Genomic DNA, 14,365 nt, shown 5'->3' with positions numbered 1-14,365 from the left:
GCCGCGCGCCGATCCGACGCGCATGGCCTGGCGCGCCTTGGCGAGGCGGGCGCGTCCGGCCGGGGAAGAATGGACCCCGGTGTGCACGCACGCCTGCGGACCGTCGGCAGCCGGGGCCGACAGCGAGGAAGAGGAAAGGGCCGAGCCATGGGCGACGACACCGCTGATCCGGCGACCGACACGTTCGTCGCCCACCGCAACCTCCTCTTCACGGTCGCGTACGAGATGCTCGGATCGGCGGCGGACGCCGAGGACGTCCTCCAGGAGACCTGGCTGCGCTGGATCGACGTCGACCTGGCACAGGTGCGCGACCGGCGCGCCTACCTGGTCCGGATCACGACCCGCCAGGCGCTCAACCGGCTGCGCACCATGACGCGTCGCAGGGAGGCCTACATCGGCCCCTGGCTGCCCGAGCCACTGCTCACCACCTCGGACGTGGCCCAGGACGCGGAGCTCGCCGAGAGCGTGTCGATGGCGCTGATGCTCGTTCTCGAAACCCTGTCGCCGACGGAGCGCGCCGTCTTCGTGCTGCGCGAGGCCTTCGACGTCGGTTACGACGAGATCGCGGCCGCGGTCGACAAGAGCCCCGCGGCCGTCCGCCAGATCGCGCACCGCGCCCGTAAGCACGTCGACGCCCGCCGTCCGCGCGAGGTGGTCTCCCCGCGCGAGACCCGGGCGGCGCTGGAGTCGTTCCGGCGCGCGCTCGACACCGGGGACCTCCAGGGCCTCCTCGACGTGCTCGCGCCCGAGGTGGTCCTGCTGAGCGACGGCGGCGGCGTCAAACAGGCCGCGCGACGGCCCGTCGTCGGCGCCGACAAGGTGGCCCGCTTCGTCATCGGCGGCGCCGGCCGCGTCGATGCCACGATCACCGGCGAACTCGCCCTGGTCAACGGCCACCCGGCACTTCTCGTCCGGCTCGACGGGGAGTACGACGGCGTCATGGCGGTCCGCGTCGAGGACGCCCGCATCACCGGCATCTACTACATCCGCAACCCCGAGAAGCTGACCCGGGTCGCCTCCGAGACCCCCCTCACGCTGCGCTGAACGCCGCGGGGGCGGACTTTGCCGCCTCCGGGCCGATTTTCATGGCGTATTCACAGCAAGGGCCGTCGCGCTCCCCGCCTCGGTCCGACCCGGTCGGGCCAAGGCGTCTACCAGGGGAAACGCGAAAGCGCGCCGGGGATTTCCGGCGTCGCGGCGAAGCCGCCGACGCCGACAGAAAGCGATCTCCACCACTTTCCGGAACCGTTTCTGTTCGTAGCGTTGACACCCCGCACACCCCCTCTTATTGTCACGCCACCATTCCGACCGCGTGACGATATTTCGAACGGCTGAAAGGCAAGTGCCCTGCGCGCCACCGAAATCAGTACATACGTGGCAGGCGCGCCCCGGCGCCGCCCGGCGTATGTACAGGTGTGCCCCGGTGGCGCGATCACGGGAGACGGCGAGGCCTGCTTACAGGGCCGTACCGCCGCACCGATCGACGAACCACCGGACCCCGAGGCGCTCCAGCGCCGGCCCGAGCGACGCGCCGGGCGATCCGATCGTCACTCAGTTCAGCGTGACCCTCCGCCTGTTCACCGTCCATGAACAGGTGCGCCAGCCCCCCGGCGGCCTCGCGGCCGCACGCGGATCCGGAAGATCGCCGAGCGGATCCGTGCCGCGGGGCCTACCGCTCCACCGCACGTCCGGTCGGTACGGAGCGCCCGAGACCCACCCGCACGGCGCCCTCCTGAGGGGTCGTCACCCGACCCCGCACCGAGCCCGCGCGAAAGCGGACACGGCGCGCCCCACCCCGGATCGCCCACCCCCCGCTCGCCGGCCGCCCGGCCCGCTCCACCGGTTCCCCACAGCCTCTGACACCCCCCATCCTCTCAACGACGAGAAGAACGAGGAACGATCACCATGCGCAACCGAAGAGCCGCCCTCGCCGCCACCGCCGGAGCCGTCTCTCTCGCCCTCACCCTGACCGCCTGCGGCAGCAACATCGGGGGCAGCTCCGAGGGAGACTCCGGGGACGGCACCATCGGCATCGCCATGCCGACCCAGGCCTCCGAGCGCTGGCTCACCGACGGCAAGAGCGTCGTCGACGACCTGAAGGCCGACGGCTACCAGACCAAACTGGTGTACGGCGAGGACGACCCGAAGACGCAGGTCGCACAGATCGAGTCCCTGATCAAGCAGGGCGTCGACGCGCTGATCATCGCGGCCATCGACAACAAGTCGCTGAACGGCGTGCTCCAGAAGGCCGCCGACGCGGACATCCCGGTGATCTCCTACGACCGGCTCATCCTCGGCACCGAGAACGTCGACTACTACGTGTCCTTCGATAACGAGCAGGTCGGCCGGTTCCAGGCCCGCTACATCATCGACAAACTCGGCCTGGAGGACGGCGCGGGCCCGTTCAACATCGAACTGTTCGCCGGCTCCCCCGACGACAACAACACCAAGTTCTTCTTCGACGGCGCGATGCACCTCCTCCAGCCGTACCTGGACACCAAGCAGTTGGTGGTCCGGTCCGGCCAGACCGCGCTCAAGGAGGTCACCACCCTGCGCTGGGACGGCCCCACCGCGCAGAAGCGCCTGGACGGCATCCTCGCCGACTCGTACGGGAGCAAGAAGGTCGACGCGGTCCTGTCGCCGTACGACGGCATCTCCATCGGCGTCCTGAACGCGCTGAAGGCGGACGGCTACGGCTCCGGCAGCAAGCCCCTGCCGATCGTCACCGGGCAGGACGCCGAACTTGCCTCGGTGAAGTCCATCATCGCGGGTGAGCAGTCGCAGACCGTCTACAAGGACCTCCGTCAACTCGCCGGTGTCGCAGCCGAGATGGCCGACGACATACTCAACGGCAAGACGCCGAAGGTGAACAACCGAAGGGCCTACGACAACGGGGTCAAGGCCGTGCCCGCCTACCTGCTGCAGCCGACGACCGTCGACAAGACCAACTACGAGTACGTCCTGGTCGCCGGCGGCTACTACACCGACGCCGAACTCAAGTAGCCACGAACCGGATCCCACGGAGCCGGGCCACGACCGACGATGACCACGCCGACCGCGGTTCGCCGCGGTCATCGTCGGCCACGGTGTTCATCGCGGTGCAGGCGACGCACGTGAGGCATGCGGTGGTCGCGGTGGTCGCGGTGAACGGGCTGGACGGGCTGAACGCAGTGACCGCCTTCGGCCGTCGGGGTGCGTCCGCCCGGCTAGATCCACGTGTCCAGCCACATCCGTGACCGCCAGTCGCCGACCGGGATCGCCTCGCCCGTGTACACGGGCCAGAAATAGATGAAGTTCCAGGCGATGAGCAGCACCAGCCCGCCCGCGACGACCGCGCCCAGCGCCCGGCGTCTGTCGGCCGCGCCCGGCGGGCCCAGGAGCGCGCCCAGCGTCATCGCCACGGCCAGGCACAGGTACGGCACGAACGCGACCGCGTAGAAGGAGAAGACCGTGCGGTCCTGGTACAGGAACCAGGGCAGATAGCCGGCCGCCACCGCGCACAGCACGGCGCCCGCGCGCCAGTCGCGGCGCAGCGCCCACCGGTAGAGCAGATACACGAGTGCGCAGCACGCCGACCACCACAGCAGCGGCGTGCCGAGCGCGAGGACCGCCTGCGAGCAGTCGACCGTGGCGTGACACCCGTCCCGCCCGGCCTTCGGCGACCGGTAGTCGAACAGCACCGGCCGGCCGAGGACCAGCCAGCTCCAGGGGTTCGACTCGTACCGGTGCCAGGTGTCCAGCCCCACATTGAACTGATAGACGCCGTACTCGTAGTGCCACAGGCTGCGGAGCGGGGCGGGTATCCACGACCAGGTGCCGCCGCGGTCGTCCGCCCAGTGCCGCCCGTAACCGCCGTCGGACCGGAACCAGCCGGTCCACGTCACCAGATAGGTCACGACGGCGACCGGCACGACGGACAGCAGGGACCAGCCGAGATCCCTGCGCAGCACCGCCCGGTACGGGCGCCCCGCCCCGGCCACGCGGCGCGAGCCGACGTCCCACAGCAGGGTGAGGACCACGAAGAAGGCCAGGAAGTACAGGCCGTTCCACTTGGTCGAGGCCGCCAGCCCCAGGAAGACGCCGGCCGCGAGCCGCCACGGACGCGGTCCCGTCCCGGCACGGTCGCCGGTGATCCGGTCCGGGCGCGCGTGGCCGTCCCCGTCCACCGGGAGGGCCGCCGCGAGCCGGGCCCGCGCGTGGTCCCGGTCGAGCAGCAGACAGCCGAACGCCGCCAGCACGAAGAACATGACGACGAGGTCCAGCAGCGCGGACCGGCTCATCACCACATGCAGACCGTCCAGCGCCATCAGCGTGCCGGCCAGGCAGCCGAGCGCCGTCGACCGGAACAGCCGGCGTCCGATGCGGCACAGCATCAGCACCGACAGCGTGCCCAGGACCGCGGTCATGAAGCGCCAGCCGAACGGAGTGAGGCCGAACATCCACTCACCCAGCGCGATCACCCACTTGCCCGTCGGCGGATGCGCGACGAACGCCCCGGTGTCGGAGAGCGGGATCACCGATGGGTCCGCGAGGATCTGCGGGTCGGTGACCTTGCGGTCGGGCCAGGTGCCCTCGTAGCCGAGCCGCAGCAGTGCCCAGGCGTCCTTGGCGTAGTAGGTCTCGTCGAAGACGAGGCCCCGCGGCTGCCCGAGACGCCGGAACCTGATCACTCCGGCCAGCACGGCGACGAGTGCCGGCCCCAGCCAGTCCATCACCTTCGCGGCGCGGTACGCCCCGGCCGGGCCGAGGCGTATGAGCTCCCCCCAGCGGGTCGACGGCCCCGGGAAGGGCGGAACCAGAATTTCCCGGACGCCGGTCCGGGGGCGCCCGGCGTATCCGAACAGGCGCAGCCGGCCCTGCCAGTCGTCGGACACCTTCGTCGGACGGCCGCCGTCGAGGACGGGGGAGCGCCGCACACTGCTACTCGTCACCGGACGACCCTAGACGCCGACCTGCGCGAACGCCCGCACGATCCCGCATTCCACCGTCCGCCTTGCACGTCGTTGTCCTGGATGACGTCAAGGCCCGATGCCGACGGATACGCCGCACCTTTCCCCTGTGCGGCGGGTGGGCCGGGAGCGGGATGAATTGCCCTGCCGCGTATGCCGGACTCCCTTGCGGCGGCGGCAAGTTCGACGGTGGCGAAGCGATTGACGGGGCACCCAGATAGGCACGGCTTCTCTGAAAGGAACCACCATGGCAACTCCCCTGACCGCAGCCAGGGTTCTCGCCGCCCTCAGAGCCGAGGGCGTCACCGTCGTCGAGGTCGGCGGCTGGCGCACCCACAACCGCGCAGGACACGGCGCGTGGGGCCCGGTCGCGGGGGTGGTCGTCCACCACACCGTGACCTCCGGGACGGCCGCCTCCGTGGCGATCTGCCGCGACGGATACGCCGGCCTCCCCGGACCGCTGTGCCACGGCGTCATCGACAAACGGGGCGTCGTGCACCTCGTCGGCTGGGGCCGGGCCAACCACGCCGGCAGGGGTGACGGCGACGTGCTGAAGGCGGTCGTCGCCGAGAAGGGGCTGCCCGCGCCGAACGAGAACGACACGGACGGCAACGTCCACTTCTACGGCTTCGAGTGCGTCAACCTCGGCGACGGCAAGGACCCGTGGCCGGCGGTCCAGCTGGAAGCCATGGTCCGCGCCTCGGCCGCGCTGTGCCGGGCGCACGGCTGGTCCGCCGCCTCCGTGATCGGCCACAAGGAGTGGACGAACACGAAGACCGACCCGCGCGGCTTCACCATGGCCGACTTCCGCGCCAGGGTCGCGTCCCGGCTGCGCAAGGCCCCCGGCACCGACACCCCGATCCCCACCCCGACCGACCCGCAGGAGGACACCGTGCCCAACCCTTCGATGCTGAACGAGTCCAACGTCACCGATGTGGAGCTGCCTTCCGGCGAGTGGGTCGGCCTGGCCTTCGCGGACCCGGTCGTCCATTCCGGGCCGCGCCTGCACAACACCCTGGTGCACGTGTCGCTCGAGGAGAAGGCCCCGGACGACGCGCTCGTCGAGGGCCGCTTCTACCTGACGGACACCTCGGGCAAGCACCCGTCGGCCTACCAGACCGTCACCCGCTACGGCGGCGGCGGCCACCAGTTCGCCCTGTCCGGCACCGTCCCGGCCGGCAGGCACCTGAGGTTCCAGCTCCGCGTGCAGACGGCCGACGCCGGCCCGGTCAAGCTGCTCCACCGCACCGCGACCGGCCTCTACTGGGCCGCCTGACCCCCGCTCCACCCGGGCAGGGGTGCCCTGGCCGGGCCTCGGTGTCCGGCGGTCGCCGGATGGGTGGGGGAGGCGTGACTCCCGTTCGGCCGGTTCGGTGGGGGAGGCGTGACTCCCGTTCGGCCGGTTCGGTGGGGGAGGCGTGACTCCCGTTCGGCCGGTTCGGTGGGGACGGCCGGGATCCGGGGTCTCTGCGGTTCGGTGGCGCCGGACGGGCGGGGTGGGTCGGGCCGTGCCGCTCCGCCGGGCTCTTCCCGGCCTGGTGGGGCGCTGTACGACGGTCGGTCCGCCCCGGCGCCCCGGCGCCCCGGCGCCCCGGCGCCCCGGCGCCCCGGCGCCCCGGGGCGCCGGGACGGACCGCGTCTGACGTTGTCCCACATGGAGGATGGAGGTGAGCGCCGTCCGATGTGCGTCCTGAGCGTGACCAGGCGGCCGGCCAGGGTCCTCAGCCCCTTCTCCGCCGTACCGCAGCGCTGTTGCCGGAACCCGGTCGCCGTAGCCGGGTCCGGCTGCTTCGCAGAGGCCCCCTCCGACCCAGGTCACCAGGTCACCAGAACTGCGCGGCGACGGCCTGGGCGGGCTGGGGCCCGCACCTCAAATCGGTTCAGGCGAAGGGCACTTCGTCAGTTCCCGCTAGGCTCCCCGTGAACTTCAGCTTGGGCACACGCCGGGGCTTCTTGTGCGGGTGCTCTCAGTCGGGGCACCGGGGGGTGGACGAATGATGAATGCTTCTGCGGTCGGAAGACGGGTCGTTGCGGCGGCGGGTGTCCTGTCGGTGCTGGCGCTGGCCGACGCGTGCGGTACGGACAGCGGGGACGATGCCGAGGGAAGCAAGACGCCTGCGGCCACCGGGTCCACCTCGTCCGCGAGTTCGACGCCGCAGCAGGCATCCGGATCGCCCGCCTCCGCGGCCGGGAAGGGGCTCGACCAGAAGGGCCTCGACCGCCTGGCGCTGACCGTGCACGACGTCCCCGGCTATACCGTCAACACCGTCACGGGCCAGGGCAGCCCGGTGGACCACGATGTGCTCACGACCTACCGCGCCGTCACGCCCGCCCCTTGCCGACCCGTCTACGCGGCCGCGCAGCTGGGCAGCCTGCACGACTTCACGTCCCATGTGAGCCAGGACGTCGTGTCCGCCTCCGACGAACTAGGGCAGCACGCGAGTGTCGGCCTGACGTCCTACACCCTTGCCGACGCCCGCACGGTGATGACCGACCTGCGCGCAGCGCTCCCGAAGTGCGCCACCGCCGAGATGCGCCCCTCCGCCGCCCACCCAGGTTCTGGGCTCGGGTATTCCGGTACGCAGACCCGGTCCGTTTCCGGTTACGGCGACGAGACACTCGCTTTCGACGCCACCCAGGTCGTCGACGGCGGGGGACCCAGCATCCCCGTCACCGTCCTGGTCGTCCGCCAGGACTCCACCATCGCCACCTTCTTGTCCCTCAACCCCATCCAGCCCCCGACCATCCCCCAGGAGATCGTCGACGCGCAGCTGAAGAAGCTTTGACCTGCGGAAACGTCGAGGTGGAGCTTGAGTAGGCGCAGCCGGGCCCCGACCATGGGGTCACGTGGGGGTGTCTGGCAGCGCAGCCCTGCCCGTCGTCCGGCCAGCGGGCGCGATCAGGCGCGCCTGCTGGCCTTTCCAGCGAATTCAGCAGGTGGACCTGCTGGAGATCTTTATTCCGGTGACACTGTAGGCGTTGGCGAACACGGTTGAGCTGTTCGGCGAAAGGCAGATCGAGGTGCCGTCCTGGAGCCGCAGGTACACCACGTCGTCGTTCCGGGTGTTCACGACCCCGTAGTGCGGCCGGGGCGTCACGGCCTGATAACTACTGGTGACGTCCTTGTACTTCGAGAGCGGCGTGCCCGCGAGCAGGGCGTTGTTGTCCACGTAGAAACAGACGTAGGGGTACGGACAGCCGTGGGTGGGCGCCTCCGCATGAGCCGCGGACGCGCCGGTCACGGAGATGGCCGCGACGGCCGCGCTCACCCCCGCGAAGCTTAGGACCTTCCGCATGACGGACTTCATCAAACCTCCCAAAACTCGGTCAACTGTTCGAGTCTGCCCGTGAGCGGCGGCGGGCAGGACAAAGCAGGAGCGTAGCCGGGGCAGACGTGGGCTGCTGTCGCGAACTCCCCATCCCCCCAAGGCTCTTACGGACGGTCACGCCCGGGCCCGGCCGACGCGGCTCCGCTACTCGCTGTGGATGCTCATGCCGGCTGCACGGAAGATTTTCTGGTCGATGTGCACGTCCACGAAGAACTTCATCGCCCTCGGGCTGGAGCCGGCACACCTCGATTCCCGTGAGTTCGCGTCCGTTCCGGCGCGGAATTGGCACCCCGCGACCCCCTCGAAACCGCATCGATCAAGGCTCTTGCGGCTCGCCCGCGGCGGTGTCATCCGCGGAACCTCTGCGGCCTCGCCTGGCTGCTCGCATTCGGTCGAGGAGGAGACCTGCAAGTGCAGCCAGGAAACCGATCGCCGCTGCGCCGAAGCCCACCCGAAGTAGTGGCGGTCGTCCGTTACCCAACGCGCGGGCGCCGGCCCAGACCGCTGCGGCCGTGAGCCCGAGACCCTCTATCCACCATCGCTCATCCCTGGCGCTTGTCATGTACTTCATCAATGTCATACGTGATGATCCCGCTCGCGCCCACTCACCTCAGCTCCCATCCCGGCTGCCGTCGGCCCACTTCCGGCAGGAATCGGCCGACTCGGTCCGCCTCCTGTGGACAAGGGGCCGTGAACGCCGAAGGCCCCCGACCGGGATGGGTCAAGGGTCTTCGAACCGTCGGGGCTAACAGGATTTGAACCTGTGGCCTCATCCTTATCAGGTCGATCATGGGTCGTCGGCGACGGTGGCCAACCGACCGTGGTCTTGGGTTGGCCGTCCGCTGGGGTTCGGCGGTGACCCCCGGTGTTCGGTGCTGTTGGTGTCAGGCGTCGGTGTCAGCCGTCAGGGGCGGGCTTGACAGGGTCGCCACCCATTCTGTTCAAGCTGCGCCACGGATGTGGCTCCAGTCAGATCCGTGGCCCCGTCCGAACCTCAGCCGACGGCAGTCAGCAACGATGGCGGGTGAGCCGACCGACCAGGGGCGCGTGTGCCTCGATGCACCCCCACCGGCCGCAGCCACGCTACTTCGCTCTTTCAGCGTGGCGTCGTGCCGCAGACGTATGTACCGCCGGGATACCAAGCTGAGGCACCATCACCGTTTGTGGCGCGGACTCGGAAGCACTTGTAAGTGCCGGGCGTAACGTGCCAATTGTCGGCGGTGTCATTCGCACTCGTCCGGCGATATGAAATACCGTCGGTGATCTCGAACCCGGTTTCATTGCTTGAGTTGTCTCGCCACGTCAGAAGGAATGTGTTGTTAGCCGTGGCTGCAACTCGTAGACCAGAAGGTGCGGTTGGGGAACTCTTGGCGCTGGCGATCCCCGTTGGTATCATGCAGGTGCATAGCACTCCGACTGCTGCCGCTGCGCTGTAGGTGCGGATTTTTCTTGATGCACGCATCTTTTCACCTCGGAGTGGGGTCTTGAGCGGAGGACTCCGCAGAAGCGGTGGGCGTCTTTTGGCCCCCGCTGGTGAAGGTTCACGCTGCCTGCCGGTACAGACTCGGCATATCAACGGATATTTCCATGTAAGCAGGTGCGTGTTGATCGTGCACCTTAAGCTCACTCGCTTCTTTGGCCGTTAGGCGGCGCCCTTCTGTGCGCGCGGCACGGACACCGGCCGGGCTACAGCGGGGCGGAGAGAGGAGCGCAGGCCCGGCCAGGAGCCGTCCCCGCGCGCGGGGAGCGGAGAGAACCGCCTTGAACCCGTAGAGAAAGTTGTAACGCGGTCTCTGGGCTGTCAGTGTCCGGTCCCGGGAGATGCTTGACACTTCGGTCCCAGCTGATGGTTGACAGTGGCCGTGATCGGCTTTTCTGTGCACGTCGTTGCGGCGTGTGGCAGGAGGCCGGGATTGGCGCTGGTGGAGTTGTCGGTTGTCGAGCAGAGATACCGGGCTGTCCTGGCCGTGCTGGCGGGTGCGACGGTGACGGAGATCGCCGCGCAGTTGGGTGTGTCGCGGCAGACGGTGAGCGGGTGGAAGTCGCGCTATGAGGCCTCGGGTTTGGCGGGTCTGGCGGACCGTTCCCGTAGGCCGGCTTCGTGTCCGCATCAGGCGTCTGCCGAGGTGGAGGCGGCAGTGTGTGAGCTGCGGCGTGAGCATCCTCGGTGGGGGCCGCGGCGGATCGCTCATGTGCTGGAGCGTTCGGGGGCGGTGAGTCCGGTGCCGTCTCGGATGACGGTGTATCGGATCTTGGTCCGTCATGGGCTGGTGGAGCCGGGGGTTCGGCGCCGGAAGCGGTCGGATTACAAGCGCTGGCAGCGGGATCGGCCGATGCAGCTGTGGCAGATGGACATCGTCGGCGGCGTGATGCTCGTCGACCCGCTGACCGGCGAGCTGACCGAGGCGAAGATCGTGACGGGTGTGGATGATCATTCCCGGTTCTGCGTGATCGCGTCGGTGGTCGAGCGGGCGACCGGGCGGGCGGTGTGCTCGGCGTTCGCTGGGGCCTTGCAGGCGTTCGGGGTGCCGGAGGAGGTGCTGACGGACAACGGCAAGCAGTTCACCGACCGGTTCGGGCATGGCGGTGAGGTGCTGTTCGACCGGATCTGCCGGGAGAACGGGATCGCGCACCGGCTCACCCAGCCGGCGTCGCCGACCACGACGGGCAAGGTGGAGCGGTTCCATCAGACGCTTCGGCGTGAACTCCTCGATGACTGCGGTGCGTTCGAGAGTGTCGGGGCGGCTCAGGCGGCGCTGGATGCGTGGGTTGAGGAGTACAACTCCGTGCGGCCGCATCAGGCGCTGGACATGCAGTCTCCCGCGGATCGGTTCGCCCCGGTTCCCGAGTCGGAGCGGGATGTGCTGGGCTTGCGGGTTCCTGGGGTACTGGCGCTGGTGCCGCAGCAGCGGACGGCGCCCGTGATCCCGGATCCTGCCGATGCGGTGGCCGATCGTCCCGCGGATCCGCCTGAGACGGTGCCGGTTCCGGTGGAGTCCGGTGGGCCGGTGGAGTTCGAGCGGGTGGTGCCTGCGAGTGGGAATTTGCAGGTTGCTGGCAAGCAGTTCTGGCTGGGTCCGGCCCGTTCGGGGCTGACGGTGACGTTCTGGGCCGACACCGCGGTGATTCATCTGCTGATCGCCGGAACGCGGATCAAGACCGTGCGGTCGCACCTGTCGGTGGCGGATCTCGCCCAGCTGGCGGCCCGGGGAGGACGTGTGGCCGGACCGGCGCCCCTGCCGGCCGGTGATGCGGCCGCGTTCGAGGTGGACCGGGTGGTCAACAATGGCGGGCTGGTGGGCTTGGCCGGGCGCCAGGTGCTGGTCGCAGAGATCCTGGGCGGCCGCCAGGTGGGCATCCGGATCGACGACGAGACGCTGTCGTTCTTCGACCCGTCCTCGCGGGAGCTGCTGCGGGTGCGGCCCAACCCGCTCAGCCCCGACGAGGTGCAGCGTCTGCGCGGTCTGCGGCCCGCGGGCCCGCCGCCACGGCCGAGCATGGAGCCGGTCCGAGTGCAGCGGCGGGTCAGTGCCACCGGCACGGTCATGGTCTGCCGGCAGGTCGTCTCCCTCGGCCGGACCTACACCGGACAGACCGTGACCGTGCACGTGGCGGAGTCGACGATCACGGTCGAGCTGGACGGCCAGGTCCGGGTCATCCAGCGCACCACCGACATTCCCGTCCGTCACGTGAAGGCGAACAAGCCCCACAAGGTTTCCGATGTTGTCTAGGCCCACCGTCAAGCATCAGCTGGGACCAGAACGTCAAACATCACCTGGGACTAGACACTCTGGGCTGTCAGTGCGTGCAGTTACGGTGAGGTTCCCGAGCTGATCGGAGGAGCGTCGTGTCCGCTGAGAGCACTTTGAAGCCGCTGCTCACTCTCGTGGCTGCTGAGCATGGGGCGGATGAACAAGTGGACTGGCGTGCAGCCGAAGAGGCTCTCGAAAGCTGTCTGCCGAGCGACTACAAAGCGTTCATGTCCGTCTACGGCGCGGGTGGCCTCGGAGATCTCGGCATCCTGGGGCCGCTGCCCGTCGAGTTCTTGCAGTGGGACCCTGGCAACATCCTGGACATGATGCCTGGGTTCCGGGACCTGTGGGACGGCGAGGGTGGTGTCCCTGTAATCGAGACTGACGGCAGCTCAGTCATTCCTTGGGGCTCCGGCTGCAATGCCAACGAGTCGGGCTGGCTGATGCTCGACCAGAACCCCGACAAATGGCCCGTGGTGGTCTGGCGTCGAAAGATCAGCTACGGCGACTCGCGATGGAGACTCTTCGACTGCGGCATGGTCGAATTCCTGGTCCGAATGATGCGCGCGGAATTCGACGACTGCCCTCTTGGTGACGCATCCCTCTGGGGCAGGACCGCACCCTTCGTGCACTGGCGCGAGGAGCAACGACGATGTGGCTTGCAGGTCTCAACCCTGAGACGGGGGAGCCGGACCCCGTCGTGCAGGACTTCTGCAGTGGCCGGCACCGTGATTTGAGGAAAAGTGCCAACCTGGGGATAGTCCGGGTTGGCACTGCCTCAGTCGGTCGCGTGGGGCTTGAAGTCGATTGCGCGGGTCGGCACTTGGATGCCCTGTCGGTGTGCGAGAGGTAGGAAGAGCGCTGGTCGGACTGTCCATGTGATGCTTGTGCTGATGTGGGTGATGGACACCGTCCAGGGCTCCCGGCGCAAGAGGGCTCGTCTCGTGTCGACGCGGTGGTCGTGGAGCCGTGTCAAGGATTCCTGGGAGGCGGCCGTGTCGAGGGCCGGAGAGATGGTGCGCAGGATCGTCGCCCCCAGTTGTTCGCCTCGGCCGCCGAGTAGGCGTCGAAGGATCCGAAGAGCGCCGACGGCTGCCGCCCGGCCAGCACTCGCACCAGAACCCGGGGCTGGTCGTCGTCCTCGGCACGGGTGGCCTCCTCGGCGTACGTCCGTGAAGAGCTCCGCACGAGTAGTGAGGACGTATCCCGACTCCTGCCAGGTCTCCCCCGCCCTGGCCCGAGCCGCCGCCTGCCGCATTCGATGGCAGCGCGATGCAGAGCGCGGGCAGCGGGACGACACGACGGCGGCGGCTCTTGGGATCGTCGTCGTAGAGGACGCCGCGACTGCGCTGGGTCTGCTGACGGATGTAGAGGACGCGGTTGTCGAGGCCAAGGTCGGACCAGCGAAGTCGGACCAGCGAAGACCGATGATCTCGCCCCGGCGCGGGCCCATGGCGATGGCGAGTACGAAGGCTGCGTAGAGCGGATCTCCGCGAGAGGCCGCAAGGAAGTCGAGCGTCTCGTCGAGGCTCCAGGGCCGCAATTCCCGATCGTCCGTGCGCAGCGGCTCGACGAGCTTGGCGACGTTGCGCGTGATGAGTTCCTCGCGACAGGCGGATGTCAGAGCCGAGCGCAGAACTCGGTGCGACTCCTTGGCGGTTGCGGCGGTGGTCTCCCTCTCCAGGCGGACGAGGAAGCGGCGGACGTCGGCGGCGCCGAGGCCTTCAAGCCGCTTGGCGCCGAGGAGGGGCACCAGGTAGAGACGGACGTGCGCTTCGTACTTGCCGAAGGTACTGAGCTTGCGCCGGGGCTTGATGACGTTGTCCAGCCAGTACGGCAGCCACTCGGAGAGCTTGGCCGACCTGGTGGGCACGGGCGCTCCCTGCGTACGGGCCGTCAGGTCGAGCCGCGGAACGTCTGCCGTTCCTTCACCCGCGGCGCCGAGTCCGCCGGCCTCCGCGTCATCCGGCCGCACGACCCCCGGCCCGGGACCGCGACCCGCCCCACGGCGGCCGGGGTCGCGCCCCGCGTCGTGACCGAGATCCTCGGTCACTCGCAGATCAGCATCACCATGGACGTGTACACGCACGTCGTGCAGGACACGCAGCGGGAAGTCATGAGTCACATGGACCGGCTACCGCGGAAGAGGCGTCCCGGTCGTGGGCGACCGCCCGCGTTGATGTCGGAAGTGGATGTCAAAGGCCACCCAGGAACGTTCCTAGGTGGCCTTTTCCCTTGTGCCCCCGGCAGGATTCGAACCTGCGACACCCGCTTTAGGAGAGCGGTGCTCTATCCCCTGAGCTACGAAGGCGGGATGGTGGCCCTGTGGGTCACT

At 69.0% G+C, this 14,365-nt stretch carries 8 protein-coding genes, 1 tRNA gene and 2 pseudogenes; 7 read left to right on the top strand and 4 right to left on the bottom strand.

Going from position 1 to position 14,365, the window contains the following annotated elements; genetic code table 11:
- The first annotated feature begins 147 nt into the window (after positions 1-147).
- A complete protein-coding gene (locus QQM72_RS20025; protein WP_314222232.1) occupies positions 148-1,044 on the top strand; it encodes an RNA polymerase sigma-70 factor in 897 nt (298 codons plus the stop codon).
- A gap of 861 nt (positions 1,045-1,905) precedes the next feature.
- The gene (gene chvE / locus QQM72_RS20020; protein WP_314222231.1) at positions 1,906-3,003 is read left to right on the top strand and encodes a multiple monosaccharide ABC transporter substrate-binding protein; all 1,098 of its coding nucleotides are present in this window, start codon (positions 1,906-1,908) and stop codon (positions 3,001-3,003) included.
- A gap of 203 nt (positions 3,004-3,206) precedes the next feature.
- Here chvE and QQM72_RS20015 read toward each other — a convergent pair whose 3' ends face one another.
- The gene (locus QQM72_RS20015) at positions 3,207-4,931 is read right to left on the bottom strand and encodes a phospholipid carrier-dependent glycosyltransferase (RefSeq protein ID WP_399077882.1); all 1,725 of its coding nucleotides are present in this window, start codon (positions 4,929-4,931) and stop codon (positions 3,207-3,209) included.
- Between the two features lie 265 nt (positions 4,932-5,196).
- Here QQM72_RS20015 and QQM72_RS20010 point away from each other — a divergent pair, with 265 nt between their 5' ends.
- Both QQM72_RS20010 and QQM72_RS20005 read left to right on the top strand, forming a co-directional pair.
- Positions 5,197-6,225, top strand: a complete 1,029-nt coding sequence (locus QQM72_RS20010; RefSeq protein WP_314222230.1) for an N-acetylmuramoyl-L-alanine amidase — start codon at positions 5,197-5,199, stop codon at positions 6,223-6,225.
- Positions 6,226-6,943: 718 nt separating this feature from the next.
- The gene (locus QQM72_RS20005; protein ID WP_314222229.1) at positions 6,944-7,735 is read left to right on the top strand and encodes a hypothetical protein; all 792 of its coding nucleotides are present in this window, start codon (positions 6,944-6,946) and stop codon (positions 7,733-7,735) included.
- 144 nt (positions 7,736-7,879) lie between these two features.
- On the opposite strand, the gene QQM72_RS20000 is transcribed toward QQM72_RS20005, so the two are convergent.
- A complete protein-coding gene (locus QQM72_RS20000; RefSeq protein ID WP_314222228.1) occupies positions 7,880-8,245 on the bottom strand; it encodes a hypothetical protein in 366 nt (121 codons plus the stop codon).
- A 1,961-nt stretch (positions 8,246-10,206) separates the two neighbouring features.
- Between QQM72_RS20000 and QQM72_RS19995 the strand changes: the two genes are divergently transcribed.
- Both QQM72_RS19995 and QQM72_RS19990 read left to right on the top strand, forming a co-directional pair.
- The gene (locus QQM72_RS19995; protein ID WP_399077947.1) at positions 10,207-12,009 is read left to right on the top strand and encodes an IS481 family transposase; all 1,803 of its coding nucleotides are present in this window, start codon (positions 10,207-10,209) and stop codon (positions 12,007-12,009) included.
- Positions 12,010-12,125: 116 nt separating this feature from the next.
- Positions 12,126-12,767, top strand: coding sequence for a hypothetical protein (locus QQM72_RS19990; protein ID WP_314222226.1), 642 nt, complete (start codon positions 12,126-12,128; stop codon positions 12,765-12,767).
- 449 nt (positions 12,768-13,216) lie between these two features.
- On the opposite strand, the pseudogene QQM72_RS19985 reads toward QQM72_RS19990, so the two are convergent.
- Positions 13,217-13,951, bottom strand: a pseudogene (locus QQM72_RS19985) (site-specific integrase); the annotation flags it as partial.
- On the opposite strand from QQM72_RS19985, the pseudogene QQM72_RS40910 reads away from it, so the two are divergent.
- Positions 13,913-14,062 (top strand): annotated as a pseudogene (locus QQM72_RS40910) (site-specific integrase); the annotation flags it as partial. The pseudogenes QQM72_RS19985 and QQM72_RS40910 overlap by 39 nt on opposite strands.
- A 206-nt stretch (positions 14,063-14,268) precedes the next feature.
- Here QQM72_RS40910 and QQM72_RS19980 read toward each other — a convergent pair.
- Positions 14,269-14,341 (bottom strand) — tRNA-Arg (locus QQM72_RS19980).
- Positions 14,342-14,365: the final 24 nt, after the last annotated feature.

Origin of the sequence: Streptomyces zaehneri (genome assembly GCF_032248645.1) — a bacterium.
Taxonomy (GTDB): domain Bacteria; phylum Actinomycetota; class Actinomycetes; order Streptomycetales; family Streptomycetaceae; genus Streptomyces; species Streptomyces coriariae.
The sequence above is the reverse complement of the archived record's forward strand: the minus strand, read 5'-3'. Positions and strand labels throughout refer to the sequence as shown.

What these genes read in the sequence shown, in the direction of transcription:
- QQM72_RS20025 (WP_314222232.1), top strand. Translation starts at nt 148, where the DNA reads ATGGGCGACGACACCGCTGATCCGGCGACCGACACGTTCGTCGCCCAC.
- chvE (WP_314222231.1), top strand. Translation starts at nt 1,906, where the DNA reads ATGCGCAACCGAAGAGCCGCCCTCGCCGCCACCGCCGGAGCCGTCTCT.
- QQM72_RS20010 (WP_314222230.1), top strand. Translation starts at nt 5,197, where the DNA reads ATGGCAACTCCCCTGACCGCAGCCAGGGTTCTCGCCGCCCTCAGAGCC.
- QQM72_RS20005 (WP_314222229.1), top strand. Translation starts at nt 6,944, where the DNA reads ATGATGAATGCTTCTGCGGTCGGAAGACGGGTCGTTGCGGCGGCGGGT.
- QQM72_RS20000 (WP_314222228.1), bottom strand. Translation starts at nt 8,245, where the DNA reads ATGCGGAAGGTCCTAAGCTTCGCGGGGGTGAGCGCGGCCGTCGCGGCC.